Raw genomic sequence first — 26,051 nt, forward strand, 5'->3', positions numbered from 1 at the left:
CCGCATGCACTACCTGGTCAACGTCATCGACCATCGCAGCGAGTCCGGCACCGAAGAGGAGGCCGTGGCGATCGACGCGTTCAACGAGAAGCTGGTCGCCGGCGGGCACTGGGTCTTCGCCGCCGGACTGGCCGATCCCACGGCGTCGACGGTCGTCGACGGGCGCGGCGCCGAGCCGGTCTTCACCGACGGCCCGTTCGCCGAGGCGAAGGAATGGGCCGCGGGGCTCTGGATCATCCAGGCCCCTGACCTCGATGTCGCGCTCGCGCTGATGGCCGAGGGATCGAAGGCGTGCAATCGCCGGCTCGAGATCCGTCCGATCCTTCCGCCGCCCGTGTGACCGAGGTCCGCGACGCCCTGTCCCGCGCCCACCGCGAAGAGTGGGCGCGGGTCGTCGCGACGCTCGCCAAGCGCTTCGGCGACCTCGACACGGCCGAGGATGCGGCGGCCGAGGCGTTCGCGACGGCGGCCGAGCGCTGGCCAGACGACGGGGTCCCTCCCGCGCCGGGGGCGTGGCTGACGACGACGGCGGTCCGCAAGGCGATCGACCGCATCCGGCGTGAGAGCACGCGGGATGCGAGGCACAGGGAGGCGATGCTCGTGTACGACGGCGAGACGACGCCGCTCGGCGTGATCGACGACGATCGGCTGCGGCTCCTCTTCATCTGCTGCCATCCAGCGCTGACGATGGAGTCGCGCGTCGCGCTCACCCTGCGCATGGTCGGCGGCCTGAGCGTGCCGGAGATCGCGAGCGCGTTCCTCGTGCAGGACACGACGATGGGCGCGCGCATCACCCGGGCGAAGGCGAAGATCGCGGCGAGCGGCATCCCGTACCGCATGCCAACGGCGGAGGATCTACCCGTGCGGACGTCGGGAGTGCTGGCCGTGCTGTTCCTCGTCTTCAATGAGGGGTACCTCGCATCGGACTCCGCCTCTCCTCCGCTGCGTCAGGAGCTCACCGCCGAGGCGATCCGCCTCACCCGTCTGCTGCGCGAGCTGCTTCCGGCGAACGGCGAGGTCACGGGGCTGCTGGCGCTGATGCTGCTGATCGACGCTCGGCGCGCGGCGCGCGTCTCCGTCGCGGGTGAGCTGATCCCGCTGTTCGAGCAGGACAGGATGCTGTGGGATGCCGCGCTCATCTCCGAGGGGCACGCGCTCGTGCGCGAACGGCTGGCCTCCGGCGTCGCGCCCGGTCGGTTTCAGCTGCTGGCCGCGATCAACGCGGTGCACACCGACGGGGCGGCGACCGACTGGTCGCAGGTGGTGGCGCTCTACGATCAGCTGGTGCTGATCGACCCCTCTCCGGTCGTGCGGCTCAGCAGAGCCATCGCTGTCGGGGAGTCCGAGGGTGCGGTCTCTGGTCTGGCTCTGATGGACGGTCTCACCGCCGACCTCGGCGGATATCCCCCGTTCCCCGCGGCCCGCGCCCTTCTGCTCGCGCAGCTGGGCCGCGACGACGAGGCCCGGGTGGCGTACGACGCGGCGATCTCTCTCGCGCAGAACTCGGCGGAGGTCGCCTATCTGAGGAGGCGGCGGGCCGAGCTGGGGTGCTGACGCCCTTGATGCCGGCACGAGTCGCGCCCTGACGCAGAAGGCGCCGTTCCGGCGCCACGTGCCAGGCCCGGCGCGTCCCTCACTCCGACCGCTGGCCCCCGCCTGCGCGGACGTGGGCGCGCTCTCCCTGACGACCGAACAGACTCAGCACCTCCGCGGGAGCGCCGTCTGCGCTTCCGAACCAGTGCGGCACGTGCGTGTCGAACTCGGCGACCTCTCCCGCTTCCAGCGTCAGATCGTGGGCGCCGAGGATGAGCCGCATCCGCCCACTCAGCACGTACAGCCACTCGTACCCCTCGTGCGCCCGCGGCTCCGGCCTGATCTGGCTGCCGGGAATCAGGATCTTCCAGGCCTGCACCGATCCGGGCTGCGGAGTGAGGGGGATGACCACTCGCCCGTTCACCCGCCTCGGCTTCAGCCGCACCCGCGGATCGCCCACCTCCGGCGCTCCCACCAGCTCATCCAGCGGCACCCGATACGCCTGGGCAAGAGGGAGCAGCAGTTCGAGGCTCGGCCGACGCTGCCCCGTCTCGAGACGTGACAGGGTGCTCGTCGAGATTCCCGTGGCCGACGACAGCGCCGCCAGGGTCATGCCGCGCTGACCGCGCAGCCACTTCAGACGCGGACCGACGGCGTCCAGCGCCGAGTCGATCATCGCAGACGGTTCCATCCCGTCAGTGTGACCCATCCATCCCAGAAACGGCAACGAACTTTGCCGAAACCGGTGCCGTCGATCGATCCTTGCCTCATGAACGACTACGACGCACTGATCATCGGCGGAGGCGCCGCAGGGCTCAGCGCAGCCCTCGTCCTGCTGCGAGCCCGCCGCCGGGTCGCGGTGATCGACGCGGGTCACCCCCGCAACGCTCCCGCGTCGCACATGCACGGGTTCCTCTCCCGCGAGGGGATGCCGCCCGCCGACTTCCTCGCCGCCGGACGCGCCGAGGTCATCGCGTACGGCGGTGCGATCATCCACGACACGATCGTGGCCCTCACGCCGGGGTTCGTCGCCGACCTCTCCGACGGCACGTCCGTGCGGGGGCGCCGAGTGCTCGTGACCACGGGCCTTCGCGACCGGATCCCCCTCCTCCCCGGCCTCTCCGAACGGTGGGGCAGAGACGTGCTCCACTGCCCATACTGCCACGGCTACGAAATGCGCGATCAGCCCCTCGGGGTCCTCGGCGGCGACGCGGACGCGATCGCCCACGCCATCCTCATCCGCCAGTGGTCGGACGACGTGATCCTCTTCGTCGGCGACACCGCTCTGGGCGACGAACAGCGCGAACTGCTCGACGCGCGAGGCGTCCGGATCCAGCCGGGAGAGGTCCGCGGGCTCGTCATCGACGACGACGTGCTCACGGCGATCGAACTCGACGACGGGCAGCGGATCCCCCGACGAGCCCTGTTCGTCCGCCCCGTCTTCGTCGCGAACGACGCGCTGCTGAGAGACCTCGGATGCGGTGTCGACGAGGCCGGGTGGATCGTTCAGCGCACCGGCGGCGCCACGACCATCCCCGGCGTCTACGTCGCCGGCAACGCCGCGGACCCCCGTGCCCAGGTCATCACCGCGGCAGGGCAGGGCTCTGCGACGGCGATCGCGATCAACGCCGACCTCGTCGCCGACGACCTGCAGGCCGCGCTCTCCCGAGCACGCACCGCCTCACCGTCGGCGCCCGCCGACTGAGCCACCCGCACCACCGACCGAAAGACCCCGAAGGAGCACTCCCATGACCGCACGATCCGACACCCCGCCCGCACCCGGCGCACCGGCCGTCGCGCCACCCTCGAAGCATCAGCTCGCCCTCATGATCTGGATCGCCGTGTTCCCCACGCTCACGATCCTCAATCTGATCCTCGGCGATCTCCTCGCACCGCTCCCGATGATCGTCAGGACACTCGTCCTCGTCAGCATCGCCGTGCCCATCGTGATCTACGGCGCGATGCCGGTGCTGCACCGTGCTCGTCGCGCGATCATCCTGCGTCGCCGCGAGCGGGTCTCGACCGTCGGGGCGTAGACGGCGGCGTCCTAGGCGCGCACCCGCTCGTACAGTCCGTTCGCGGCCGCGGTGAACACGGCGACGTAGTCGATGCGCTCCGGCAGTGTCGACCACTGATCGCGGATGCCCTCGTTGAGCGCCAGCAGCTCGAGGATCAGCTGCTGCGGATCCGTGCCCCTGGCGATCTCCCCCGCGGCGATGCGCTCCTCGATGAGCGGGATGAGGGAGTCGAGTGCGGCTTCGAGGGTGCGCTGCGCTCTGCCCTCGACGGGGTGCCCCGCGATGCGCGAGGCACCGGTGAGCATGACGCGGAAGCGCAGCAGCTCCGGCTCCTCGGCGGCCCGACGCACGGCCTCGATGAACTGGTCGAACAGCGAGCGCACCGAATCCGTCGGCAGCGTGATGGTCTGGTAGACCTCCTCGCGGCGCTCGACCACGGCCATGAACAGGTCGTGCTTCGTGGCGAAGTGGTGCAGCACTCCGGCATCCGTCACCCCGGCGGCGCGTGCGATGTCGGCGATGCGGGTGCTCTCGTACCCCTTGCGCCCGAACTCCGTGGTGGCTGCCGCCAGGATCCGCGTGCGTCGGGCGTCACCGCGGGCCACGCGCTTGTCGACGTCGGTGGAGGACTCGGAGCTGCTCACCCTAGAACCCTACGAGATGTTCGGCCAGCGGAGACCCTGCCCGAAGCGCCACAGCGGATCGGCCGTGTCGAAGGGCACGTCCTCCCGCGAGGCCTCCACCGCCGCCATCGACCGGGGCAGGTCGAACGGCAGACGCCCGGTGGTCGCGGCACGGCCGGAGACGGCGTCGAGCAGGATGCCGTCGTCGACGCCGAACGTGCCGAGAAGAGTCACCCCGAGCTCGGCGAGCGGAGTCAGCACGGCGGGCCGGTCGAGGAACACGTCGATCACGGTCGGAGTCTGCGCTGCGATGTCGGAGATCCGCGCGACCTCCTCGTCGGAGAACTCCAGGCTGCCGCTGTGGAACCCCTGCTCCAGCATCCCCTCGCGCTGCTCGTATGGGGCCGCGAGGCGGACGATCGCGAGATCGGCGGATGCCGGGTCGTCGACGACGAGCGCGCGTCCGGCGAGGGCGTCGGTGTCCATCTCCTCGACGTACACGCGGGTGGTGGGGGTCAGCGCGACGGGCTCGCCCTGCAGCGCCACGACGGACGCCCGCTGCACGCGCTCGCCGATCGCGAGGTGCGCGGGGATCGCGATGCGTTCGCGGACCTCGGCGGGGGCAGCCGCGCGTGCGGCCGCATCGTCGAACAGCCCCAGCCGCTCCTTCTCGCGCAGCACGCGCCGCACCGACTCGTCGATGCGCTCCTCGGACACGAGGCCGCGGTCGAGCGCCTCCAGCACGGGCGCGGGATCGTCCTCGCCCCCGAACTGGTCGACCCCGGCGTCGAGCAGCCGCACGACGCGCTGCACGGGGTCGGCGTCCAGCATCCCCCACGCCCGCACGGGCAGCTCGACGCCGAGGCGGGGCAGACACATGCCGTTCACGATGTTGAAGTCGGTGACGACCACCCCGTCGAAGCCGAGCCTGTCGCGCAGAAGATCCGTGATGAGGCGACGCTCGAACGCGAAGCCGACCTCGTCGTACTCCAGCCCGAGCGGCGCGGCGTAGCCGGGCATGACCCGCACGACGCCGGCGTCGATCGCTGCGGCGAAGGGGCGCAGATGGTCGTCGAAGCGTCCGCCGGGATAGACGGTGTGGGCGCCGCGCTCGAAGTGGGCGTCCTCACCGCCGCGCTGGGGTCCGCCGCCGGGGAAGTGCTTCACGGTCGCGGCGACGCCCGACTCGCTGAGGCCGGTGACGTACTCGCTCACGAGGAGGGAGGCGAGGCCGGGGTCTTCGCCGAAGGTGCCGGAGACGCGGGCCCAGCGCGGCTCGGTGGCCAGATCGGCCATCGGGTGCAGTGCGATGTGGATGCCGGCCGCCCTGAGCTCCGCGCCGATCATCCGCGCCGCCTCGCGCACGAGCGCGGGGTCGTGGGTCGCGGCGAGGGCGATGGGCTCGGGGAACGACGTGAAGCCGCCGCCGCTCATCGCGACGTCGTGATTGCGGCTGCGGCCGTGCACGGGGTCCGAGGCGACGGAGACGGGGATGCCGAGCCTGGTCGACGCCGCGACGCCTCGGATCGCCTCGCCCCACCTCGCCAGCTCGGCGACGGGGGCGGGGTTCATCAGCGTCACGTGCGAGACATGGCGCTCGCGCAGCAGCGCGGTGGTGGGGGCGAACCCGAACGGCGACTCGTCCTCGGCGCCCTCCCAGAGCGTGCCGCCGGCGCCGGTCACGATGCGCGCGACGAGCAGACTGCCGACCTTCTCCTCGATGGTCATGGCGGAGAGCAGCGCGTCGAGGCGCGTCTCTGCGGCGGAGATCGTGGTGTCGGTCATGTCGGCGTCCTTCGTCGGCTCGGCGGCTGCGGGCAGTGGCATCCGCTCCAGTAGACCATAAAACCTAGTGACGACTAAGTGAATTTTCGACGACCTCTTGCGCGGGGAGGAATCCGCGCGTTATCGTCGGCTGAATTAACTTAGTGGTCACTAAGTTTTTACCCCTGGGAAGGGAACGGCTGGTCCAATGAGGGACCACACGGACCGAGGAAGGACCCATGCACACCACTCCCCCCACCCCGCAGACGCGCGTGCCGATGTCGCGCATCTACCTGTTCGCGCTCATCGAGCTCGCCGCACTCGGCGCTCTCGTCACCCCGCTCGTCGTCTCGCTCTCCCTGAAGGTGCTCCAGCTCGTGCCGGAGTCGCAGAAGGAAGGAGCGCTCGGTCTCGTCACGGCGCTCGGCGCTCTCGCCGCCCTCGTCGCCAATCCGATCTTCGGCCACCTCTCCGACCGCACGCGCAGTCGCTTCGGCCGACGCCGCCCCTGGCTCATCGGCGGCGTGCTCGGCGGTGTCCTCGCGGCCGCGCTCATGGCCGTCGCCCCCAGCATCCCCGTCCTCGTCGTCGCCTGGGTGCTGTCGCAGGCGGCGTACAACGCGACGCTGGCCTCGCTCTCCGCGCTGCTCGCCGATCAGGTCCCCGAGGAGCAGCGCGCCAAGGCGTCCGGCATCTTCGGCGCGATCGGCTTCCTCGGGATGGTGCCCGCCATGCTGGTCGCGGCGTTCTTCGCGTCGAACCTCACGATCGTCGTCCTCGCGATGCCGATCGTCGCCGTGATCATCGTCGCGATCGTGTGCCTCGTCATCCCCGACCCGCCGATCGAGCGGGTCGACGGAGAGCGCGGCTCGATCGCGCAGGTGTTCCGCGCCTTCCTGTTCAATCCGGCCAAGGCGCCGATGTTCACGCTGGTGTGGGTGCAGCGGGCGACCATGCAGTTCGGGTTCACCGTGGTGTCGACCTTCGGACTCTTCTACCTGATGATCCGACTCGACATGGATCAGGTCGCCGCGGCATCCCTCACCTCCACGGCGGCACTCGCCGGGGCGGCGCTGAACTTCGTCGCCGCGTTCGCGTGCGGCTACCTCGCCTCCCGCCGGGGCAACTACGCGCCGTTCATCATCGGGTCGGCGCTGCTCATGGCGCTGTCGCTGCTGCTCAAGGCGTTCACGCAGGACCTCTCGGTGTTCTGGGTGAGCACGCTGCTGGCCGGGTTCGCGCTCGGCGCCTACTACGCGGTCGACCTCGCCCTCGCGATGCGCACGCTGCCCGTCGGCGAGGAGGGCAAGTACCTCGGCATCTTCAACGTCGCCAAGACCCTGCCGCAGTCGATTGCCCCGGCCATCGCTCCCCTCGTCGTGCTGATCGGCGGGAGCGACCCCGTCGTCGGAGGAGAGAAGAACTACACCGCCCTGTACCTCGTCGCGGCCGCCGCCGTGCTCGCCTCGCTGCTGACCCTGCCGGGTCTGCGCCGAGTGCTGCGGCGCGACGTGTACGACGCAGGGCGGTCCACCGCCGCGGCCAGCGCCGCGCAGAAAGAGGAGGTCGCGTGAGCGCCATCATCGCCGGAACCTACAACTCCCGAGACACCGGAGGCACGCCGCTCTCCGCGGGAGGCGTCACCCGCGCGGGCGTGCTCTACCGCTCCGACGCTCTCGCCGGCATCACCGACGACGGCATCCGCACACTGAGCGACAGCCCGATCGGCACGATCGTCGACTTCCGCAGCGACTTCGAACGTGTGGAGGCCCCCAACCGGCTCGGCACGGAGCGCTCGTTCGTCGAGGTCGGCCTCCCTCTGCTCGAGGGGTCGATGACCGGGATGCCGTCACCCGGCGATCTCGGAGACCTCGGCGATCTCGACGGCGAGGCCGCGCGGGCGATGCTCTCGCGCATCCCCTCGCTGGCGGATCTCTACGTGGGCATGCTCGGATCGGCTGCGGCGTCGTTCGCCGAGGTCGCGCGGCTCGTCGCACGGCCCTCCGACGAGAGCCGCGGCGCCGTGCTCGTGCACTGCACCGCGGGCAAAGACCGCACCGGCGTCGCGACGGCACTGCTGCTCGACGCGGCCGGTGCGGACCGCGCCGCGGTGATCGCGGACTACGTGCAGAGCGAGGCGAACCTCGCCGGCGACTGGGCGGATCGGATGCTGGAGCGCGCCAGGAGCTGGGGCATGCCGATGGTCCCCGCCCTCACCGATCTCGTCACCGCGACGCCCCCGCAGGCGATCGAGACCGCGTTCGCGTGGATCGACGAGCGCGGCGGGTCGGCCGAGTACCTTCGCGGCGGAGGGCTGTCGGACGACGACCTCGAGGCCCTGCGCTCTCGTCTCGCCGGCTGAGGGGTATGACCCTCCTCGACACGGGCGCCCTGCTCCTCACCGCCGCACTGGCGGCGGGGCTGGGCGCCCTCATCGGCCTCGAACGGCAATGGCGCATGCGCACCGCCGGCATGCGCACGAACGCTCTCGTGTCGCTCGGCGCCGCACTGTTCGTGATCCTCGGTTCGCAGGCGCTCCCCGGCGAGACCGCTGATCCGACACGCGTGGCCGCTCAGGTGGTCTCCGGCATCGGGTTCCTCGGCGCCGGTGTGATCCTGCGCGAGGGACTCAACATCCGCGGACTCACGACGGCGGCGACGCTGTGGTGCGCGGCCGCCGTCGGCTCCCTCGCCGGAGCCGGGATGCCGCTGCTCGCCGCCGGAGGGGCGATCCTCGTCTCGGCGACCAACATCCTGCTGCGCCCGCTGAGCACCGCGCTCAACCGGAGGCTGCGGCTCAACGCCGAGGACGAGTCGACGGAGGACGGCACCGACGCCGGCGCCCCGCAGGACTTCGTGCTCGAGGTCACGACGGGCGAGAAGAGCGAGCAGCGGGTCCGCGCCCTGCTGCTCCAGGCCGCGACGCACCCGGAGCTCACCCTGCGTTCGGTGCGGGTGCGCCACGGCAAGAACACGGAGGTGCACGTGCGCGCGGAGGTCAGCATCGACGACCCGGAGAGCGTGGACGTCATCGAGCGTGCGATCTCCCGCGTCGGCACCGACCCGAAGGTGATCGGCAGCCGCTGGTGGCCGGTCGAAGAGGCCGGGTGACGACGGGGGCTCCGCGCGAGCGGACAAAGCACGGCCGTGCCGCAGTCGAGACGTCTGCGCGCGGCTCAGTGCATTTCGGCGTCGGCCGCCGTCAGCTTCCCCAGAAGGCGCTCGAGTTCGCGGAGGTCGTGCGTCGACCAGTCCTTGAGGCGTCCGAAGAACTCGGCCCCGCGCTCTTCCATCGCGCTTGCGAGCCGGGCCTCCCCCCGGTCGGTGAGCTGAACGATCACTCCGCGACGATCCTGCGGATCCGGCCCGTCAGAGACCAGCCCGAGACCACGCATCCTGGTCAGAAGCGTGCTCGTAGAACTGCGATCCATACCCACCGACTCAGCGATCTTGCTGGGCCGGGCCGGACCGAAGGCGTGCAGCCACCGGGCGATGTGGAAAGCAGCGGGCTGCAGCCCCTCGTGGAACTGAGCCGCGCTGCGCTCACTCAGCGCCCGCGTCGCACTCAGGAGTGCGTTGAGCCTCTCGCCCAATGCCATTTCCAGATCCAGCCGCGCTCGCTGTTTCGTTTGCATATCCAAACAATACCACGTACGGTGATTTGGATTCACAAATGACTTTCATGAGATCACACCGTCTTGGAGCACCCGCTATGCCCTCACCCGTCATCGTTCTCACCGGTGCCACCAGCGGCCTCGGACGACTCGCAGCCCTGCGCCTCGCGCAACGGGGCGCACACCTCATCCTTCCGGCCCGCAACCCCGCCAAGGCGGCGGAAACCGTCGCGCTCATCAGAGAAGGCACTCCAGCGGCCATCGTCGAGACCCCCGTCGCCGATCTCTCCCGCATGGACGATGTCCGCAGGCTCGGGCGGGAGATCGCCGGCGCCCACGCCCACGTCGACGTCCTCATCAACAACGCCGGCATCCACGCCTTCGAGTCGCGCATCACGACCGACGGCTATCCGGAGATGATCGCCGTCAACTACCTCGCCCCGTGGCTGCTGACCCACGAGCTCCTGCCCGCACTCGACGCAGCCCCCGCCGCACGGGTCATCACCGTCGCCTCCGAAGCCTCACGACGTCACGGCAGACTTCATCTCCCCGATGACCTCACAGCCACCCCGACGTTCACCGCCCGCGGATCTTCCGAGCACTACGGCAAGAGCAAGCTCCTCGACATCATGTTCACCAAGGAACTCGCCCGTCGGAACATCACCACCGGCATCACAGCGCTCTGCCTCGACCCCGGGTTCAACGTCACAGGGCTCGGACGGGAAGTCCGAGGCGCCGCCGTCATCGAGCGCATCCTCACAGCCCTCCGCATCGGCGATCCCCGCAGGGGTGCCGACCTCATCGTCCAGCTCGCCACGCACCCCGACTACCACGACCGAAACGGAGAGTACTGGACCGTTCGCGGGCCCCGAGCGATCCAACCCGCCTCACCCGGCGACGACTCAGCGCTGCAGAAGGAGCTGTGGATCCACACAGAGCGGATGCTCCTTTCATAGGCGCGGCATGTTCGCATCGCCGCTCTCGCCGCTGCGCTGGGCGGCGAGCGTGTTAGATGGGCAGATGGAGCACTCCCCCGCACACGATCCTGACGGAAGCCCGTCGGCGCACACCCGTCGACGCTTCCTGATCGCTGCGGGCTCGGGCGTCGCCGTCACGGCAGCGGGAATCCTGCTCGCCACGATTCCCCCGGGCACAGACGGCGGGGCGCCTGCCGTGGACCCGGACAATCCGAGGGGGCTGCCCGAGTACGAACCCGTCTACGATCGCGCGATCAAGGGCCTCGAGGCGCCGCTCGGATTCGCGGACTGCCGGAACCCCACAATCCGGTCGACACGTGACACCGCAGGGAGCGACCACCACGCGGTGACGCCGATCATCGACCGCTTCGTCATCCACCACACGGGCACGACCGAGGAGCAGCTGGACTTCCTCTCGCGCTGCAACAGGCGCTCCTCCGCGCCCACCTTCTATCTGCGGAACGACGGGTCCGTCTTCGAGCTCATCCGCCCCGGCGCGAAGCCGTCATCGACCGGCGCCGACTGGAACTGGCGGTCGCTGGCCGTGGAGACCCTGGACGCCACGGGAGCGCCGGACTACACCGTGACGGCGGTGCAGCTGGAGGAGCTCGCCCAGATGATCGCGTGGCTCGCGACCTACGATGGCAGGACGCTGGACGGCGTGCCGGTGTCGTTCACGATCGACAGGGAGCACGTCATCAGCCACAGGGAGACCTGGTCGGGGACCGAATGCCCCGGACCGTACCTGCAGTCCCGGCTGGACGACATCGTCGCCCGCGCCCGCGAGATCTTCGCCGCACGCTGACCGGGTCAGGCGCGCGGTGAGCGCGACGCGGATGCCTGCAGCGGGATGCCTCTGCCGCGGATGCGCAGAGCCGACCGCGTCAGAAAACGTTCAGCGACCTTCGTCGCCGATGAACCGGTCGACCAGTGACTCTGCGGCGACATTGCGGCCCCGGAGCATCGCCTCCATCATGTTCACCTGAAGCTCTTCCTGCCTGAGCATGTAGTCGAAGAAGTCGGACTCGCTCGTTGGTCCGATCACGGCGAGACGGCGGAGGTCCTCCACGTACTCGACAGTGCGAGGAAACGCGAACCTGATCGATTCGCGACGGAGACTGTTCGGCATCCACCCGACCAGTCGGCCTCGCAGCCGGGCACCGGCACCCGTGCTGTCCGATATCCCGAGGCGTTCGGCGGCCGCTCGGTAGCGCGGGGCGTTGAACCGCTCGAGGCGATCGTAGGCGCGCCAGAACGGCGCCGTCTCGTGCTTCTCAGTCCGTATCGCCGTCGCCGCCATCCCGATACGGGCGAACTCCCGGTTCGCCAACTCGGCGCGGAATCCTTGTTCGAAGGTGGTGAATCGCATCGTGCTCCTCTGGTCGGCGTGCGAAGGTCGTGCCGGACGGCGGCAGGTGCGAACGGAGTCGCCGGGCTCCGTTCGCACCTGCCGCCTGAAGAGACCTGCGTGCTACTTGCTGGGCCGGGAACGGCGGGAGACGAGGACGCTGCCGCCGACCGCGATGAGAGCCACCCCGAGCACGACCATAACCAGCGACAGCTCGCCACCGGTGAGCGCGAGCCCCGACGTCGATCCTGATCCCGCGCTGGCACCGGTGCCGTGGCCTGCTTCTCCTCCTCCCGCGCCGATAGCGTCCGCGTCCAGCGTGAGGGTGTTGGTGACCGTCACGCTGACGGGCTCATCATCATCGATGGTGACCGTGCCGGTGGACAGCACCGGGGCGGCCCAGGTCGCACCCGCGATCGCGTCCGGAGCCCGCTCGCTCAACGTGAGCACCGCACCGACCGGCAGAGCACCCGACGTCACCACGTCACCGTTCGCCGACAGCTCCAGAGCCCCAGAACCAGCCTCGAACCCCTCACCGGCCGGGTAGTCGTATTCGAGGAGGAACACCGCATCATCAGCGACGAGCGATGCCCCGTCGCCAGCGACCACCTTCGACGCCTCGAACACGCCCGTGTTCAGAGTCGCCCGGTTCGTCAGAGTCACGGCGACCGTTGTCTCGTCGCCGAGGATGAAGTCGTTCGTGCTGAACACCGGTGCGGCCCAGATGATGCTCGAAGGTCCTGTCGGCAGTATCTCCTCGATATGCACGGTGGAGCCGGTCTCGTACCCTTCGCTCGTCCACGTCGACCCCTCTGCCACATTGAACGGCTGGTTCTCGACGATAGCTGTGCCATCGGGTGCCGTCACGGTGTAGGTGCCGGCGAAGACGATGCCGTCGATAGCCTGACCGTCCCAGGTCACAGCCTTTGTGATGGAGAAAGCACCGAATCCTTCTCCTGTGCCGGTGCCCCCGCCGCCTTCTGTCGCGAACGTTGCAGATGCTGAACTGTTGATCGTGACTTGATCCGCGACGCGGAAGGTAGCGAAGACCTGGCATGGCACGTCATCGGCGGAACGCCCAGGGCTCTGGTTCCATGCGATGTGAGCGGTCGAAGGAGGGGTTGCCGCTGCGGAGAGCGTCGCCGTGCCCTGCTCGGTTGCGGTTAGCGCAAGAGTTACCGTCACCGGAGCACCCGATCCCGAGACCTGGAGCTGATCACCGGAAAGCACTCCTGGGCCGCTGACGACCGTCAAGGTGCCCGGAATCCCCGCGGTGCTGAGCGTCAACGGTGAGCTGAAGACGTCGGTCGTGATGACGAACTCGCCAGATCCGCCGATCGGTATCGGCGCAGAGGGTCCAGCCACCGACAGCGTCGGATCGGCGGAGATGCTTGCGAGAATCTCCGCCTGACGTTCATGACCCATGTTGTCCAGGCAGGTGGCGCCTCGCTCGAGCTCGGTTCCCGTTGCGCTCGGCGCCACGGGATCGCTGATGCACCAGATGAGGACCTGAAGTGCTGAGCGCTCCCACGAATCACCGTCGGATACTGCGCGCGCCGCATTGTTGAAGTTGAAGTAGCCCGTTCCCTGATAGGCGTCCTGTCCATGCTGGATCAGGTAAGCGATCAGCGACTCCTGTTCTGGCGTGAGCTTGGGATTCGCCCCGGCGAGCTCGTTCAGTCCCGGAATGGGATTGCCATCGATGTCGAGCAGGTTGCCGTCAGCATCCACTCCACTGCAGACGTGGGAGAAGTAGTCGGTGCAGAACATCCACTCCGAGACCGGGCCGATGCCTGAGACGTAGCGCGTGGAGCACACCGGCGGATACGCGTTGGTGTCGTTCGCGGCGAAGGAGTCGTAGAGCGGGACGACACGCCCTTCGTTGTATTCCGCGAGCCTCGTCCCGAAGACCGATCGCAGGTCCGGCACCGGGCCGGACGAATCTGCTGGGTCCAGCAGCGTTGCGCCCTCACAAACCGGAGCCGTGAACGCTTCAGCCGGCACAGTGGGAGCCTCGGCTGCCGCGGGGCCTGCGAGACCCCATAGGCTCCCCATCACCAGAATGACCGTCAGCAGTGCTCTCCATGGAGCCGCCTTGGCACTGATATCGCGACCTTGTCGCCTGATTGTCATGAGCTGTCCTTCTTCGTGAAGTCGGAGGGAGCGCACGCTTGCGCTTTCCGAAGTGCGGTGCGGGCCATCGGGTTCGGGCCCAGTCGTTCGTGAGATGAAGCCCTGGGGGGAGGCGGAGCTCCCCCCAGGGGCGGCCTGTTGGGGACCCTGGGGAGTCGGGGAGAGCAGGCCGCGGTCTGACAGAGACTGCGTCAGACGTTGCGGGGCGGGCTGCTTCGTCGAAAGCGCCCGGATGTCGTACCGAGGTGGTGAAGGTGATGCATCGCCGCATCCGTCATTCGCCGCGATGTCATCACGACCCCATTCCCAGTCGTACAACTGACTTAGAATAACTCAGCTTCGGTCGAGACGCAAGACTTCCGCCTAACATCGCTTCGATCTCACGCCAGGGCCGCCACGACCTCAGCTGCGGCGCGCTGTCCCGATTCGATCGCCCCGTCGAGATACCCCGGGTGCTCCATGGCGGTTTCGGAGCCAGCCCAGTGGATGTGGCCCACCGGCGCGGCACCAAGCGGCCAGAACCCGCTTCGCGATCCGAGAACGGGCAACGCGACGTATCCTCCGCGAACATCGGGATCGAGATGCCACGCCTTCTCGTGCCAGCTGTTCGGCTCCAAGACCCTGAGACCGTAGTGAACCGCAAGCGGACCCAGAACTCGCGACATGCGCTCATCGGCAGACAAGGCGTCGAGGGCTCTCGCCGCTCTGCCGCCGATCAAGATGCACAGGTGCCCCGGCCCCTCGGGCGGCGACGTATCGAATATCGCGCCGCCACCTCCGTGCAGGAACAGCAGATCCTGCGGAGCACTCCCCCGCCAGAAAGGACGGTCGTAGACGGCGATCGCCTTGTACACAGCGCCCATCTCGGTGCTCTCTTGAACGTTGCGGACCGCTGACGGGAGAGGGGGAGTGTGCGCGATCGCCGAAGCGACAGGTGCAGGCACGGCGATGACCACTTTGGCCGCCTGGTATGTCGCAGCGCCCGTGCAGACGACGACTCCGTCGGCGTTCGAGTGCAGACTCAAGACCCGTTCGTCGGTTCGCACTCGGTCGCCGAGGTCCCGGGCGAGGCGTTCCACGAGCGTTCCCATCCCGCCGACGACGAGCGAATCCTGAGCGCCCCCAGAGGCCGAGAGGATGGTTCCGAGCCCATGCTGCGAGTGCACGACTCGACGCACTCCGTACAGAGAGATGCGATCGAGATCAGCCGTCCAGGACAGTTCGGCCCCGACTCGCAGAAGTCGCCGCGAGCGTCCCCACGACAGCTTTCTCAGGAAGAGGTCGAACGGCTGGCGATTGGACCAGCGCGCCGGCGCGAGCGCGGCAATCGTGCACGTCACGGCTGCGGCCGCAACCGCTCCGAGACCGGTCAGCGAGAGCCACCCCACGCCTTGCGCTCCATCGACGATGCGCGGGAGGTTCCCCACCTGGCGTTCGAATGTCACCTCGCCGAACTCGCGAGCCAGGGCTGCGACCCGCTGATGATCGGCACCGATCCACTGTCCGCCGAGATCCAGCCGCGAGCCCAATGGGGATGTCTCCGCCAGCACGCGTCCACCGACGCGGTCAGCCGCCTCGAGCACGATCACCTCTCGCCCCGATCGGACGAGTTCACGCGCGGCGACGAGCCCTGACAGACCCGCCCCCACGACGACGACCGTGTTCGGCTTCGGAGGATGCGATGAGTCCATGTGTTCATCTTTCTCAGTCGGTCATATGACTTGTACACGTGAGCCAGAGATCTGCGATGGCGGGTTCCGGCTTCATCCGACGCGGAGAAGGACCTGCGCGAGCCGCCGCACGATCCCGTGCGATCCGGGTTGAACCGCCCGCAGCGTGTCAGGACGGAGCGGCTTGCGGAGTATCGGCTTCAGGTGGGAGAAGCTCGACCACGAGTAGGCGCCGTGATAGGCGCCCATGCCGCTGCCGCCGACCCCGCCGAACGGGAGCGTCGGTGCGCCGACATGGATGATCGCCGCGTCATGCACGAGCGCACCAGACGAGGTGCGTTCCTCGAACAATCGGCGGACACGCGCAGATCCGGAGAAGACGTAGAGCGCCAAAGGCTTCTCGGTGGCGTTGATCGCGTGGATGGCGGCTTCGACCGACGGGACGGCCACGATGGGCAGGATCGGCCCGAAGATCTCGTCTTGAAGTACGGGCGCGGGCGACTGCGGACCTATCACCATCTCACCTGACTGCGCGAGCGTGACGATGGACGGCGCGATGTACCGTTCTGCACGGTCATGCGCTCCACCGACCGCGATATCCACCCCCTCGAAAAGGGATACCAGCCGATCGAAATGGCGATCCGTCGCGATGCGGCCGTACTGGGGGTTGGTGCGCGGTTCCGCTCCCCAGAGGTCGATGAGAGCCGACCTCATCGCGGCGATGAGCGGCTCCACCCTGCCCGGAGTGGTGAGAACGTAGTCCGGCGCGACACAGGTCTGCCCGGCATTCGTGAACTTAGCCCACACGATGCGCCGAGCCGCCTCCTGAAGCCCCTCATCGTCGTCGAACCACACGGGCGACTTTCCGCCGAGCTCGAGCGTGACGGGAGTGAGGTGCTCAGCCGCAGCTCGAAGAACGACACGACCCACGCCGGCGCTGCCGGTGAAGACGATGTGATCGAAGCGCTGAGCGAGGACGGCCGTCGTCTCGTCCACGCCCCCCTCGACGACACTCACCGCGCCGTCCGGAAAATACTCGGGAACTAGCCGCGCGATCAGCCGCGAGGTCGCGGGAGCAAGCTCGCTCGGTTTCAACACGGCAGCGTTTCCTGCCGCAAGCACGCCGACCAGGGGAGCCAGTAGAAGTTGCACCGGGTAGTTCCACGGAGAGACCACGAGGATGACACCCAGCGGCTCAGCGAGCAGACCGGCCGATGCGGGTTGCAGAGCCATGGGAACCGGCACCCGTCTCCGCCGGGTCCACCGGCGGAGGTTGCGCAGCGCGAAACTGATCTCGCCGAGAACGACATCGGATTCGGTCAGCTCCACCTCTTGGCGGCTCTTTCCGAGGTCCTCCCACAGTGCACCGGCGAAGCTCGAACGATTGTCGAGGATGAGCGCACGAAGCGCCCGAAGCCTCTCGATGCGGGATGAGACCGATCGCGTCCTTCCGGACAGGAACACCTCTCGGGTCGTGCCGACGGCTGCTGCGATCGCCTCCTCATCAGGTGACGTCGCTTTCGCTCTCCCCCACATGTTTCTCCCTCAGCATCCGGGGCTCTGCGGCGCCCGACCCTTCGATCATAACTCAGTCAGTCGTATGACTGGTGTCGACTAGAGTAGTGGCGGAACACAAAGACAGGGAAGCCCGAATGCGTTACGTGGAATCATCCGTTCGATCGCCGCAGATCGTCGCCGCGGCCCGGCGCGTCATGATGCGGGACAGCGTCGCGCGAACGACGATCAGGGCGGTCGCGACCGAGGCCGGCATTCCCCTGGGCACCCTTCAGCACGTGTTCCCGACCAAGGAGCTCCTCCTCAAGGCCGTGATCGACGACGTCGCGTCCGAGTCGAACGCCCACACCGGGTCATTGGTCCGCCACGCCGGCCTCGCCGAGACCATTCGTGAAGGTGCACGCAGCTACTGGCACGGACTCATCGACGACAACGTCCCGTACCAGGTGATGCAGGTCGAGCTCCTCAACTACGCGCTCCGCAGCACGGGAGACGACTTCTCCGAACGCTGGCCCTTCTCCGCACAAGCGGCCGCCGTCGTCTCACTCCTGGAGGCCACGGCATCGAACGCCGGCGAAGTGACGGGGGCGCCCTTTGAACGCATCGCGCGCCTCTTCATCGCTGGCCTGGACGGGCTCATGCTGCAGTACGCGGCTGATCTGGACAGTCGTCGCGCCGAAGAGGATCTCGAGGCCCTGATCGACGCGACGATTCTGTATGCCCGGATCCGACCGTCACATTGACAGGTTCAACGATGCGACAGCCTGCCCGATGCGGGTAGCCCTCGCATGCCGGGCATCGAGTGCTTCTCGCATGTCCACCGGAACGAACCTCGTTTTCGTCCCCGGGGCCGCCCGAGCGAGCAGGTCCATGTCTGCGGAGATCACCGTTGCGACCATGGCGTAGCCGCCACCGGACACGGCGTCGCGATGCAGGACGATCGGCTGCGTGCCTCCGGGGATCTGAATCGACCCGACTGCGTAGCCCGCATCCACGATGTTCGAGGGATCCTGACCGGCGCCGAAAGGCTGTTCGCGCTCGCGCCACTCGACGCCGGGGCCGTCATAGCGCAGCCCCATCCTGTCCGCCGTCGGGGTGAGGGTCCACTCCTCCTCGACCAGGCGGCGGACTCCTTCGTCGGTGAGGAGGTGGTCATACAGCCCGAGAACGATCCGCACACGCTGCGAGCGCCCGAACGAGGGACGGAACCGCTCGTCGAGGGTCGAAATCGCCGGGACCGACAGCAGCGACTCCCCCACGGGGAGCGAATCGCCCGCCGCGACTGCGCGTCCGCCGACACCACCGATCGAGCCGATCACATAGGTCGAACGACTGCCCAGCGCCTCGGGCACATCAATGCCTCCGCGCACCGCGATCCAGTACTTCGTGCCGCCCTGGATCACGCCGAAGGAGAGCATGTCGCCCTCCACCAGCTCGATGCGCGTCCATTCCTCGCGCGGCTCGCCATTGACCAGCACCGGCACCGGAGCCCCCGCGACGGCCACGACCGTGGACTCGGTCGCTCGCAGCACCGGTCCGATGTAGGTGCACTCGAGCACAGCTGCGGATGCCTGGTTGCCCACGAGGGCGTTCGCGAGCCGGGCCGACTCCTGGTCCATGGAGCCGCCCTGGGGGATGCCGAGACTGTAATAGCCCCTCCGTCCCTCATCTTGGACGGTCGTCTGCAGTCCTGGCTGCACCACCTCAAGCATCGAGAGCCTCCATCATCGTTCGGTTCGCCGCGTCGGGATCCTTCTGCCATGCGTCCAAGGAGAACGTCACCGGCGCCTGTCGCCAGCGCCAGGTTCCCGCGTCCACCTCGGCCTGAATCGCCTCGTACTCCGCCCTCTCCACGGAGCGGTAGCGGACGATGTCCCCGGGACGGAACAGCACGGAGGACTCCGCGAAGTCTGCGAGCCGCTGTTCGGGGTCGTAGATCGGCGGGGCGACCACTCCGAACATCTGATAGCCGCCTGCTCCCCTCACGGAGTAGATCGCGCCGAAGCATCCGCCGTGCCCGATCGTGAGCCTGGGGGTATCCGTGCGAGGGCTCAGGTACTTGGGCACCACCAGTTGCTGCTCGCGTTCGACGAGCTGGTACAGGAACGGGAGCCCGGCGACGAATCCGACCATGCTCACGATCCACGGCTGTGCCTGGTGGCGGCGGATGAACTCGGCCCTGTCGGCGAGGCCGTTCACCGCGGCCGCGTAGTCGAGGTCGGTGCCCGAGGGGTCCTGGTGGTACCCCTCGCGGAAGCGTGCGCCGACCTCGGCGGTGAACGGGTCGTCGTACCAGACCGGCACGTCGATGATCCGGGTGGGGATGGCGGCGCCCTCACGGTGCTCGATGCCGCTCTCGATCTCGCGGACCATCGACTCGAGCGTGGTGTGCGAGAGCCGATCCGGGTCGAAGCGCACGAGCAGCGATGCGTTGGCGGGACAGATGTCGACGATGCCCTCGGCCGCGCGGCTCGTCAGCTCCTGGGCGATCGCCATGACGGTGAAGTTGGCTGTGAGGCTCATCGCCTCATCCACCTCGACGAAGAGGAACTCGTCGCCTCCCCACGTGTACCGCGACGGCGTCGGTGCGCTGATGCTCTGGCTCACAGCCCCTCCAGGATCTTCCCGGTCTCGATTGTCTTGGTGTGGTGCGCCGTGGCCAGGAAGTCAGGCTCCTCGAGCAGACGCAGGTGCAGCGGGATGGTCGTCTCGATTCCCTCGATGCGGGTGGCGGTGAGCGCCGCGCGCATCCGCTCGATGGCCTCGATCCGGGTGGGAGCGTGCACGATGACCTTCGCGATCATCGAATCGTAGAAGGGGACGACGACATCGCCCGCCTCGAATCCGGAGTCCACGCGGATGCCGTCGGGCCATTCCAGGACGGCGATGCGTCCGGGGCTGGGGAAGAAGTTCTGCGACGGGTTCTCCGCGTTGATGCGGCACTCGATCGCATGCCCGTCGAACCGCACGTCATCCTGGGTCATCCCCAACGCCTCCCCGTCGGCGATGCGCAGCTGCTCGCGTACGAGGTCGATGCCGGTGATCTCCTCGGTGATGGTGTGCTCGACCTGAAGGCGAGTGTTCATCTCGATGAACGCCGCCTCCTCGCGCGCGGCGTCGTACAGGAACTCGACCGTGCCAGCGCCGCGGTATCCGCTGGCCAACGCCAGCCGCACGGATGCTGCGCGCATCCGCTCGCGGACATGGTCGGGGATCTCCGGCGCGGGCGCCTCTTCGACCACCTTCTGCGAGCGCCGCTGCAGAGAGCAGTCGCGGTCACCGAGGTGGATGCAGTTCTCGCCATCGGCGAGCAGCTGCACCTCGACGTGCCGGGCCTGGGAGACGAACCGCTCCAGGTACACGCTCGGGTCTCCGAACACGCTCGCGGCCTCACTGCTGGCGAGTTCGATCGTGGAGATCAGCTCGTCTTCGCTCGCAATGTGGCGGATGCCGCGGCCTCCGCCACCGGCGCTCGCCTTGACGAGCAGCGGATAGCCGATCTCCCTTGCGATCGCGACGACATCGTCTTCCGGCGATAGCGGGCCGCCGGTGCCGGGAAGCACCGGAACACCGGCATCCTTCGCGGCACGGATCGCATTGGACTTGTCGCCCATGAGCTCGATCGTGTCGGGGTCAGGGCCGACCCAGATCAGACCGGCCGCGATGACGGCGCGTGCGAACGCAGCGTTCTCGCTGAGGAAGCCGTAGCCGGGGTGGATCGCGTCGGCTCCGGTCTCCCTGGCTGCGGCGAGCACGGCGTCGGGGTTCAGGTATGAGTCCTTGGCCGCGGCCGGGCCGATCACGACGGACTGATCGGCGATCCTGGCGATGAAGGAGTCGCGGTCGGCCTCCGAGACGATCGCAACCGTCTCGATGCCGAGTATCCGCGCAGAACGGGCGATGCGGACCGCGATCTCGCCTCGGTTCGCGATGAGCAGGCGGCGCATCAGTTCTCGTCGACCGTGACGATCACGTCACCGGGATTGACCATGCCGCCGTCCTCCACGAGAAAGGAGCCGACCACGCCGGCCGCCGAGGCGCTGATCTCGGTGAACTGCTTCATGATCTCGACCATGCCGATCGCCTGTCCGATCTCGACCGAGACGCCCTCCTCCACGAAGACGGGCTTGCCGGGTCCCGGCCTGCGATAGAAGATGCCGGGCAGTGGCGAGACGATGTCAGCCATGGTCGTCCTTTCGGTGGGGGTCAGGCGGCGTCGACGACGGCGCGCACGGCGCGCGCGACGTCGGGAGAATTGGGAGCGTCAGAGTGCACGCAGACGCTCTGGAAGCGCACATCGATCAGCGATCCGTCGATCGCGGCGATGCGTTCACCGCGCAGCGCCGTCGCGACGCGGTCGGCAGCGGCCTCGGGGTCGGTGCGGTGGGCCGCGCGAACCAGCGCGAGCGTCCCATCGGAGTTGTAGTCCATGTCGACGTAGAGCTCGCCCACGAAGGGCACCCCCTCCTCTGCGCACACCCGCTCATGCGCAGTACCGGCGAGGCCGAGGAAGGGCACATCGAATGCCCGCACCGCGCGGGCGGCGGCACGCATCAGTTCTTCGTCGCCGGCGAGCATGCCCCAGAGGGCGCCGTGCGGCTTGATGTGGTTGAGCGGCACATCGGCGGCCATGAGGAAGCCGAGCAGCGCACCCGTCTGGTAGAGGATGAGGGACTCGACCTCATCGGGGCGCAGCGCCATGCGCCGTCGACCGAACCCCACGAGGTCGGGGAGCCCCGGGTGGGCGCCGATCCGGACTCCGTGATCCTTGGCCAGAGCGACTGTGTCGTGCATGACGCCCGGGTCGCCGGCATGGAACCCGCAGGCGACGTTGGCGAGATCGATGATCCGCATCAGCTCGGGGTCGTTCCCGAAGGTGTGCAGCCCGAAGGCCTCCCCCATGTCGGAGTTGATGAGTACCGGTGCCTGCGCTGCCATGCGGCCACGTTAGCCCTCGGCACCACTCGAGATCGTTGGGCAGTATGCTCAATCTCCGATGTGGACAAGTGGAGTCTGCACAACGGCAGGAAGGCCACGGATGCGCGTACGCGATCTTCTGGACGACGACGTCCTCGGTGTCGAGCTGCGTTCAGAGCCCGACCAGCCGCAGCTGGACCAGCCCATCAGCGGCTGTGCGCAATCAGAGCTGATGGACCCGACGCCGTTCCTCCAGCGCGGCGAGCTCATGGTGACGACCGGCATGGCGCTGCACTTCGAGGACCACCGCACCTGGGAGGCCTACGTCGAGCGCCTCGCCACCGTGCCGATCAGCGGCCTGGCCTTCAGCCTCGGACGCATCCACGGCGCGCTGCCGAACGGGCTCGTGTCGGCGTGCAACCAGCACGGCATCCCCCTTCTCGAGCTGCCCGAGGACCTGCCTCTGCTGCAGTTCTCTCGACACATCTGGCAGGAACTGGCCGCGCAGCGCTACGAGATCGTGCGTGCGGGCTGGGAGCTGGCCGACGAGTGCACGCGCCTCGCAACGCACGGCGTCCCGATCGTCACGGTGCTGCAACGCATCGCCGACGCGATCGACGCCCACGTCGCGCTGATGGATCCGGCTGACTTCCCGCTTGCCTCCGCGGGCGTGCCGGTCACGAGGTCGAGCGCTGCCGCGACCACGCTCGCGCTCCCCGGCGGAAGCGGCGCTCGATTCACCCTTCGCATTCGCGGCGGCGCTGAGGGACAACTGCTCCAACCTCTGCTGGGTCCCGTCGCCGCCGTGCTCGCGATGCAGCTGTCGTACACGCTGGCGTCCTCATCCCCGCTCCACTCACCGGCCGCCGCGCGGCTCATTGAGGCGATGCTCGACGACTCCGTCGGCACGGAGGCTCTCGCTACGCTCGCCAGATCGGCGGGTCTCGACCCGGATGCTCCGTGCCAGTTGCTGTCCGTGTCCGCCGATCCGAATGCGTCGACCGCCAACGCTCGGCTCGTCGCGTGGCGAGCGCAGGTGCATCTGGAATCCCGATTCGGCGTCGTGCGGTTCTTCGAGCATCCCCAGCGGACCGTGTTCCTCCTCCAGCGCCCCGGGACTGCGGAGGGCGCGGCCCAGGGGCTGGCGGCAGCGATCGATCTCGCCCAGGTCGGCGTCATCCACTCAGGAGACCTGTCCTGGGAAGAGATCCCTCTCGCGCTGAGGATGGCGATGCGTCAGTCGCACACGGCAGGGGTGCGCGCGCTCCCGCCTCTCGACCTCGCCTCGATCGCCCAGGCGCTCCCGTCCGCAGGGCTCGCTTCGCTCGCCGGTCGCTTCATCGCACCACTCGACGCCGCCGACCCGACCGGCGTGCTCACAGAGACTCTCGGCGCCTACCTGCGCCACAGTGGCGCCGCGCGGGCCATCGGCGACGAGCTGTTCATCCATCGGAACACACTCGCGTACCGCATCCGCCGGATCGAGACGCTGCTGGGGGTCGACCTTCAGGACGGGGAGACGAGGGCGACACTGCTGCTCGCCCTGCACATCATCTCGGCGTAGTGCAATCCGCACAGGGCAGGGGGCAAGACAGGGCAAAGGGCCGATTCCACGGCGTCAGCGGCGTCACTAGATTCACTGCTCATCGGCATTCCGCCGTCTCTGCGTGACACCCGACCCGAAGGAGTAGCCATGGCTTACGCCGACTACGTCATGCCCGCATCCGAACGAGCCCCTCGATGGTCCCTGTCCATGGCGTGGTGGGCACTCTTCTCCGCCATGTTCTGGATCTACGTGGCGGTCGCCTCGGCAGGTGCCGTCGGGCTCGTCGACACCATCATCGGAATGGCGCTGACCGTCGCCACCTACGGCGTGATCAACCTGATCCTCTCCCGTCACGCCGCCCGTACGGGTCTCACGGTGGAGCTGACGTCTCGATCGATGTTCGGCGTGGTGGGTTCGGCGCTGGCCACCCTCATCTTCGCCGCCACCGCGATCTACTACTGCGTGTTCGAGGGGTCGATCATCGCGATCGCATTCCAGAAGACCTTCGGCGGAGAGCTCAACCTCTGGTACGCAGCCGTGGTCGCCTACGCGATCCCGCTCGCCTCCGGTCCGGTGCAGCGCTGGCTCGACCGGCTGAACGGCATCCTGCTGCCGATCTACGCGCTCGGACTCATCCTCGTGGTCGTGTTCGCCACCGTGCAGAACGGCGCGCCCACGAGCGTCTTCGACGTCGCAGCGGCCGGACCACTCCCGGGCTGGGTCACCTCCTACCTCATCTACATGGGGGTGTGGATCATGATGATGTACACGTTCGACTACGCCAGGATGGGCCGGAAGCAGGATGAGAGGTTCCACGGCCAGTTCACGTTCGGCTGGGTCTTCTACTTCTTCACCTTCATCGTGAACGGGCTCGTCGGCATCTACATCATCGCCGCGACGGGACACGAGGGCAGCGAGACGGGCGTGGTCGACGCCTTCCTCGGCAGCATGGGCTTCTTCGGACTTCTCGTGATCTTCATCTCGCAGACGCGCATCAACACGGCGAACTACTTCCTCGCCTCCAGCAACCTCGACGCGTTCGCGACCAGGGTCTTCCGCCTTGCACTCCCCCGTTGGGTCTGGGTGATCGTCGCGGGAATCATCACGTACGTGCTCATGCTCACGAACGTGGTCACGTGGCTGCTCAAGGCCCTGGCCTGGCAGGGTGTGTTCGTCGTGGCGTGGGTCGCGATCGCGCTGGTGTTCATCTGGATGCTGCGCGGCAAGGATGTCGTCCCCGAGGTCCGCCGCCCGTACCTCCCGGCCGTCACCCTCGGCGCCCTGGCCTGGATCGTCGCCTCTGCCGTCGGCATCCTGCTCACCGAGCTCGCGGGGGCCACCGTATTCGGGGCTCTTGCACCGGTGATCACGTTCGCGATCGCAGCGGTCGGAGCCTGGGCGGCCTTCCGCCTGCAGCCGCCGCGCACGATCGCGACGGACGATGCTCCGCGGATCGACGAGCAGCACCTCGCCTGAGACCCGCGAAAGCAGCGTCGCGCCCGAGGCCGCGTCTCGCCCTAGCCGCCGACTCGGGACATCCACCTGCTGAGCTCGGCGGCCAGGGCGGCGGGCGCATCGAGCTGGATGAGGTGCCCCGCCCCCTCGATCAGCGCGACCGAGGCGTGAGGGATCGCCGCTCCGAGACGATGGGCGCGGTCGCTCGGGATCCAGGTGTCCTCCGCGCCCCACACGATGTGCACGGGTTCGGTGAGTTCCGCGTAGCGCTGCTCGATCTCGTCGGTGAACCGTTCGTCGGCCTGCGCGATCTGCCGGTAGAAGGCCGCCTGTCCGGCGGCGTCAGTCCACGGCTCGGTGAGCATGTCCAGGTCGTCGGGGCGCAGCCCCCGATGGCTCGCGCCGCTGATGTACGCCTCGATCGCACCCCGGTGCACCGCCGGAGGCAACTGCTCGAACACCGCGGCATGCTCTTTGACCAGCAGGAAGAACGGAGATCCCCACGGCGAGAGCGCGACGACGTCGACGAGGCAGAGCGACCGATACTCCGCCCCGTGCAGCAGGCGCGCGCGGAGTGCGACGGCGCCTCCGAAGTCGTGCGCGATGACATGAGGATGCTCGAGCTGCCAGTGCGTGAGGAGATCGGCGAACAACTCGCCCTGCACGCCGAGATCCACCGCATGCGTCGGGTCCTTCGAGGATGCCCCGTACCCCGGCATGTCCCAGAGATAGACCGTGAACTGGCCGGCGAGCGTCTGGGCGATCGGCCACCACAGGCGAGAAGACCAGGGTGTGCCATGGAGGAAGACGACGGCAGGGCCGGAGCCGTGGCGATCCCACCGAACGGTCCGCCCTCGCCAGACGAACTCCTGCGTCAGGGGCGTGCTCACCGTTCCATTGTTCACCGTCATCGGCCAGTCGAGCTCCTGCCGTCGCTC

Annotated in this window: 26 protein-coding genes; 12 read left to right on the forward strand and 14 right to left on the reverse strand. The window is 68.3% G+C overall.

Going from position 1 to position 26,051, the window contains the following annotated elements:
- The first annotated feature begins 4 nt into the window (after positions 1 to 4).
- Together LC438_RS15300 and LC438_RS15305 are read left to right on the forward strand one after the other, a co-directional pair.
- A complete protein-coding gene (locus tag LC438_RS15300) occupies positions 5 to 340 on the forward strand; it encodes a YciI family protein (protein ID WP_223587080.1) in 336 nt (111 codons plus the stop codon).
- Complete coding sequence (locus LC438_RS15305) at positions 337 to 1,554, forward strand: RNA polymerase sigma factor (RefSeq protein WP_223587081.1); 1,218 nt, start codon at positions 337 to 339, stop codon at positions 1,552 to 1,554. Before LC438_RS15300 ends, LC438_RS15305 begins: the two co-directional genes overlap by 4 nt.
- 79 nt (positions 1,555 to 1,633) lie before the next feature.
- Here the strand turns inward: LC438_RS15305 and LC438_RS15310 are convergent, their stop codons facing one another.
- Positions 1,634 to 2,224, reverse strand: a complete 591-nt coding sequence (locus LC438_RS15310; protein ID WP_105676930.1) for a helix-turn-helix domain-containing protein — start codon at positions 2,222 to 2,224, stop codon at positions 1,634 to 1,636.
- Positions 2,225 to 2,302: 78 nt separating this feature from the next.
- Here LC438_RS15310 and LC438_RS15315 point away from each other — a divergent pair, with 78 nt between their 5' ends.
- Both LC438_RS15315 and LC438_RS15320 read left to right on the forward strand, forming a co-directional pair.
- Positions 2,303 to 3,238 carry an NAD(P)/FAD-dependent oxidoreductase gene (locus tag LC438_RS15315; RefSeq protein ID WP_105676928.1) on the forward strand — a complete coding sequence of 312 codons (936 nt, stop codon included), beginning with the start codon at positions 2,303 to 2,305 and terminating at the stop codon, positions 3,236 to 3,238.
- Between the two features lie 43 nt (positions 3,239 to 3,281).
- A complete protein-coding gene (locus LC438_RS15320) occupies positions 3,282 to 3,569 on the forward strand; it encodes a hypothetical protein (protein ID WP_105676926.1) in 288 nt (95 codons plus the stop codon).
- Positions 3,570 to 3,580: 11 nt separating this feature from the next.
- On the opposite strand, the gene LC438_RS15325 is transcribed toward LC438_RS15320, so the two are convergent.
- Both LC438_RS15325 and LC438_RS15330 read right to left on the reverse strand, forming a co-directional pair.
- Positions 3,581 to 4,195, reverse strand: coding sequence for a TetR/AcrR family transcriptional regulator (locus LC438_RS15325; protein WP_105676925.1), 615 nt, complete (start codon positions 4,193 to 4,195; stop codon positions 3,581 to 3,583).
- Between the two features lie 9 nt (positions 4,196 to 4,204).
- Complete coding sequence (locus LC438_RS15330) at positions 4,205 to 6,001, reverse strand: glycoside hydrolase family 3 protein (protein ID WP_223587082.1); 1,797 nt, start codon at positions 5,999 to 6,001, stop codon at positions 4,205 to 4,207.
- A gap of 176 nt (positions 6,002 to 6,177) precedes the next feature.
- Here LC438_RS15330 and LC438_RS15335 point away from each other — a divergent pair, with 176 nt between their 5' ends.
- The 3 genes from LC438_RS15335 to LC438_RS15345 are packed head-to-tail and all read left to right on the forward strand — an operon-like array spanning position 6,178 to position 9,049.
- Positions 6,178 to 7,512, forward strand: a complete 1,335-nt coding sequence (locus LC438_RS15335) for an MFS transporter (protein ID WP_105676922.1) — start codon at positions 6,178 to 6,180, stop codon at positions 7,510 to 7,512.
- Entirely contained in the window at positions 7,509 to 8,300 is a 792-nt protein-coding gene (locus LC438_RS15340; RefSeq protein WP_223587083.1) for a tyrosine-protein phosphatase, read from the forward strand. Before LC438_RS15335 ends, LC438_RS15340 begins: the two co-directional genes overlap by 4 nt.
- Positions 8,301 to 8,305: 5 nt before the next feature.
- The gene (locus LC438_RS15345; RefSeq protein ID WP_105676919.1) at positions 8,306 to 9,049 is read left to right on the forward strand and encodes an MgtC/SapB family protein; all 744 of its coding nucleotides are present in this window, start codon (positions 8,306 to 8,308) and stop codon (positions 9,047 to 9,049) included.
- A gap of 65 nt (positions 9,050 to 9,114) precedes the next feature.
- Here LC438_RS15345 and LC438_RS15350 read toward each other — a convergent pair whose 3' ends face one another.
- Positions 9,115 to 9,573, reverse strand: a complete 459-nt coding sequence (locus LC438_RS15350; RefSeq protein ID WP_223587084.1) for a MarR family winged helix-turn-helix transcriptional regulator — start codon at positions 9,571 to 9,573, stop codon at positions 9,115 to 9,117.
- Positions 9,574 to 9,650: 77 nt separating this feature from the next.
- Here LC438_RS15350 and LC438_RS15355 point away from each other — a divergent pair, with 77 nt between their 5' ends.
- Complete coding sequence (locus LC438_RS15355) at positions 9,651 to 10,508, forward strand: SDR family NAD(P)-dependent oxidoreductase (RefSeq protein ID WP_223587085.1); 858 nt, start codon at positions 9,651 to 9,653, stop codon at positions 10,506 to 10,508.
- 7 nt (positions 10,509 to 10,515) lie between these two features.
- Positions 10,516 to 11,334: a peptidoglycan recognition family protein gene (locus LC438_RS15360; protein WP_223587086.1), complete on the forward strand. Its 819-nt coding sequence runs from the start codon at positions 10,516 to 10,518 to the stop codon at positions 11,332 to 11,334.
- 90 nt (positions 11,335 to 11,424) lie between these two features.
- Here LC438_RS15360 and LC438_RS15365 read toward each other — a convergent pair whose 3' ends face one another.
- The 4 genes from LC438_RS15365 to LC438_RS15380 all read right to left on the reverse strand — a co-directional run bounded on the left by LC438_RS15365 (position 11,425) and on the right by LC438_RS15380 (position 17,216).
- Positions 11,425 to 11,829, reverse strand: coding sequence for a hypothetical protein (locus LC438_RS15365; protein WP_223587087.1), 405 nt, complete (start codon positions 11,827 to 11,829; stop codon positions 11,425 to 11,427).
- 171 nt (positions 11,830 to 12,000) lie between these two features.
- Complete coding sequence (locus LC438_RS15370) at positions 12,001 to 13,881, reverse strand: DUF5979 domain-containing protein (RefSeq protein ID WP_223587088.1); 1,881 nt, start codon at positions 13,879 to 13,881, stop codon at positions 12,001 to 12,003.
- A gap of 509 nt (positions 13,882 to 14,390) precedes the next feature.
- Complete coding sequence (locus LC438_RS15375; protein WP_223587089.1) at positions 14,391 to 15,701, reverse strand: FAD-dependent oxidoreductase; 1,311 nt, start codon at positions 15,699 to 15,701, stop codon at positions 14,391 to 14,393.
- Between the two features lie 72 nt (positions 15,702 to 15,773).
- Positions 15,774 to 17,216, reverse strand: a complete 1,443-nt coding sequence (locus LC438_RS15380) for an aldehyde dehydrogenase family protein (RefSeq protein ID WP_223587090.1) — start codon at positions 17,214 to 17,216, stop codon at positions 15,774 to 15,776.
- 125 nt (positions 17,217 to 17,341) lie between these two features.
- On the opposite strand from LC438_RS15380, the gene LC438_RS15385 reads away from it, so the two are divergent.
- Entirely contained in the window at positions 17,342 to 17,938 is a 597-nt protein-coding gene (locus LC438_RS15385; RefSeq protein ID WP_223587091.1) for a TetR/AcrR family transcriptional regulator, read from the forward strand.
- Here LC438_RS15385 and LC438_RS15390 read toward each other — a convergent pair.
- From LC438_RS15390 to pxpA, 5 genes are read right to left on the reverse strand one after another with little or no spacing between them, the layout of a single operon-like run.
- Positions 17,930 to 18,907: a biotin-dependent carboxyltransferase family protein gene (locus tag LC438_RS15390; RefSeq protein WP_105676909.1), complete on the reverse strand. Its 978-nt coding sequence runs from the start codon at positions 18,905 to 18,907 to the stop codon at positions 17,930 to 17,932. The genes LC438_RS15385 and LC438_RS15390 overlap by 9 nt on opposite strands.
- Entirely contained in the window at positions 18,900 to 19,802 is a 903-nt protein-coding gene (locus LC438_RS15395; RefSeq protein ID WP_223587092.1) for a carboxyltransferase domain-containing protein, read from the reverse strand. Before LC438_RS15395 ends, LC438_RS15390 begins: the two co-directional genes overlap by 8 nt.
- Positions 19,799 to 21,142: an acetyl/propionyl/methylcrotonyl-CoA carboxylase subunit alpha gene (locus LC438_RS15400; protein WP_223587093.1), complete on the reverse strand. Its 1,344-nt coding sequence runs from the start codon at positions 21,140 to 21,142 to the stop codon at positions 19,799 to 19,801. Before LC438_RS15400 ends, LC438_RS15395 begins: the two co-directional genes overlap by 4 nt.
- The gene (locus tag LC438_RS15405; protein ID WP_105676905.1) at positions 21,142 to 21,381 is read right to left on the reverse strand and encodes an acetyl-CoA carboxylase; all 240 of its coding nucleotides are present in this window, start codon (positions 21,379 to 21,381) and stop codon (positions 21,142 to 21,144) included. Before LC438_RS15405 ends, LC438_RS15400 begins: the two co-directional genes overlap by 1 nt.
- Positions 21,382 to 21,401: 20 nt before the next feature.
- Positions 21,402 to 22,133, reverse strand: coding sequence for a 5-oxoprolinase subunit PxpA (pxpA, locus tag LC438_RS15410; protein ID WP_223587094.1), 732 nt, complete (start codon positions 22,131 to 22,133; stop codon positions 21,402 to 21,404).
- 100 nt (positions 22,134 to 22,233) lie between these two features.
- Between pxpA and LC438_RS15415 the strand changes: the two genes are divergently transcribed.
- Together LC438_RS15415 and LC438_RS15420 are read left to right on the forward strand one after the other, a co-directional pair.
- Positions 22,234 to 23,676, forward strand: a complete 1,443-nt coding sequence (locus tag LC438_RS15415; protein ID WP_223587095.1) for a PucR family transcriptional regulator — start codon at positions 22,234 to 22,236, stop codon at positions 23,674 to 23,676.
- A 129-nt stretch (positions 23,677 to 23,805) separates the two neighbouring features.
- Positions 23,806 to 25,134, forward strand: a complete 1,329-nt coding sequence (locus LC438_RS15420; protein WP_105676902.1) for a cytosine permease — start codon at positions 23,806 to 23,808, stop codon at positions 25,132 to 25,134.
- Positions 25,135 to 25,175: 41 nt separating this feature from the next.
- Here LC438_RS15420 and LC438_RS15425 read toward each other — a convergent pair whose 3' ends face one another.
- Entirely contained in the window at positions 25,176 to 26,003 is an 828-nt protein-coding gene (locus tag LC438_RS15425) for an alpha/beta fold hydrolase (protein ID WP_223587096.1), read from the reverse strand.
- Between the last annotated feature and the right edge of the window lie 48 nt (positions 26,004 to 26,051).

Origin of the sequence: Microbacterium sp. OVT16B (assembly GCF_019969705.1) — a bacterium.
Classification (GTDB): domain Bacteria; phylum Actinomycetota; class Actinomycetes; order Actinomycetales; family Microbacteriaceae; genus Microbacterium; species Microbacterium natoriense.

What these genes read in the sequence shown, in the direction of transcription:
- LC438_RS15420 (WP_105676902.1), top strand. Translation starts at nt 23,806, where the DNA reads ATGGCTTACGCCGACTACGTCATGCCCGCATCCGAACGAGCCCCTCGA.
- LC438_RS15400 (WP_223587093.1), bottom strand. Translation starts at nt 21,142, where the DNA reads ATGCGCCGCCTGCTCATCGCGAACCGAGGCGAGATCGCGGTCCGCATC.
- LC438_RS15320 (WP_105676926.1), top strand. Translation starts at nt 3,282, where the DNA reads ATGACCGCACGATCCGACACCCCGCCCGCACCCGGCGCACCGGCCGTC.
- LC438_RS15365 (WP_223587087.1), bottom strand. Translation starts at nt 11,829, where the DNA reads ATGGCGGCGACGGCGATACGGACTGAGAAGCACGAGACGGCGCCGTTC.
- LC438_RS15405 (WP_105676905.1), bottom strand. Translation starts at nt 21,381, where the DNA reads ATGGCTGACATCGTCTCGCCACTGCCCGGCATCTTCTATCGCAGGCCG.
- pxpA (WP_223587094.1), bottom strand. Translation starts at nt 22,133, where the DNA reads ATGGCAGCGCAGGCACCGGTACTCATCAACTCCGACATGGGGGAGGCC.
- LC438_RS15300 (WP_223587080.1), top strand. Translation starts at nt 5, where the DNA reads ATGCACTACCTGGTCAACGTCATCGACCATCGCAGCGAGTCCGGCACC.
- LC438_RS15330 (WP_223587082.1), bottom strand. Translation starts at nt 6,001, where the DNA reads ATGCCACTGCCCGCAGCCGCCGAGCCGACGAAGGACGCCGACATGACC.
- LC438_RS15310 (WP_105676930.1), bottom strand. Translation starts at nt 2,224, where the DNA reads ATGGAACCGTCTGCGATGATCGACTCGGCGCTGGACGCCGTCGGTCCG.
- LC438_RS15350 (WP_223587084.1), bottom strand. Translation starts at nt 9,573, where the DNA reads ATGCAAACGAAACAGCGAGCGCGGCTGGATCTGGAAATGGCATTGGGC.
- LC438_RS15345 (WP_105676919.1), top strand. Translation starts at nt 8,306, where the DNA reads ATGACCCTCCTCGACACGGGCGCCCTGCTCCTCACCGCCGCACTGGCG.
- LC438_RS15355 (WP_223587085.1), top strand. Translation starts at nt 9,651, where the DNA reads ATGCCCTCACCCGTCATCGTTCTCACCGGTGCCACCAGCGGCCTCGGA.
- LC438_RS15390 (WP_105676909.1), bottom strand. Translation starts at nt 18,907, where the DNA reads ATGCTTGAGGTGGTGCAGCCAGGACTGCAGACGACCGTCCAAGATGAG.
- LC438_RS15415 (WP_223587095.1), top strand. Translation starts at nt 22,234, where the DNA reads ATGCGCGTACGCGATCTTCTGGACGACGACGTCCTCGGTGTCGAGCTG.
- LC438_RS15375 (WP_223587089.1), bottom strand. Translation starts at nt 15,701, where the DNA reads ATGGACTCATCGCATCCTCCGAAGCCGAACACGGTCGTCGTCGTGGGG.
- LC438_RS15315 (WP_105676928.1), top strand. Translation starts at nt 2,303, where the DNA reads ATGAACGACTACGACGCACTGATCATCGGCGGAGGCGCCGCAGGGCTC.
- LC438_RS15335 (WP_105676922.1), top strand. Translation starts at nt 6,178, where the DNA reads ATGCACACCACTCCCCCCACCCCGCAGACGCGCGTGCCGATGTCGCGC.
- LC438_RS15380 (WP_223587090.1), bottom strand. Translation starts at nt 17,216, where the DNA reads ATGTGGGGGAGAGCGAAAGCGACGTCACCTGATGAGGAGGCGATCGCA.
- LC438_RS15360 (WP_223587086.1), top strand. Translation starts at nt 10,516, where the DNA reads ATGTTCGCATCGCCGCTCTCGCCGCTGCGCTGGGCGGCGAGCGTGTTA.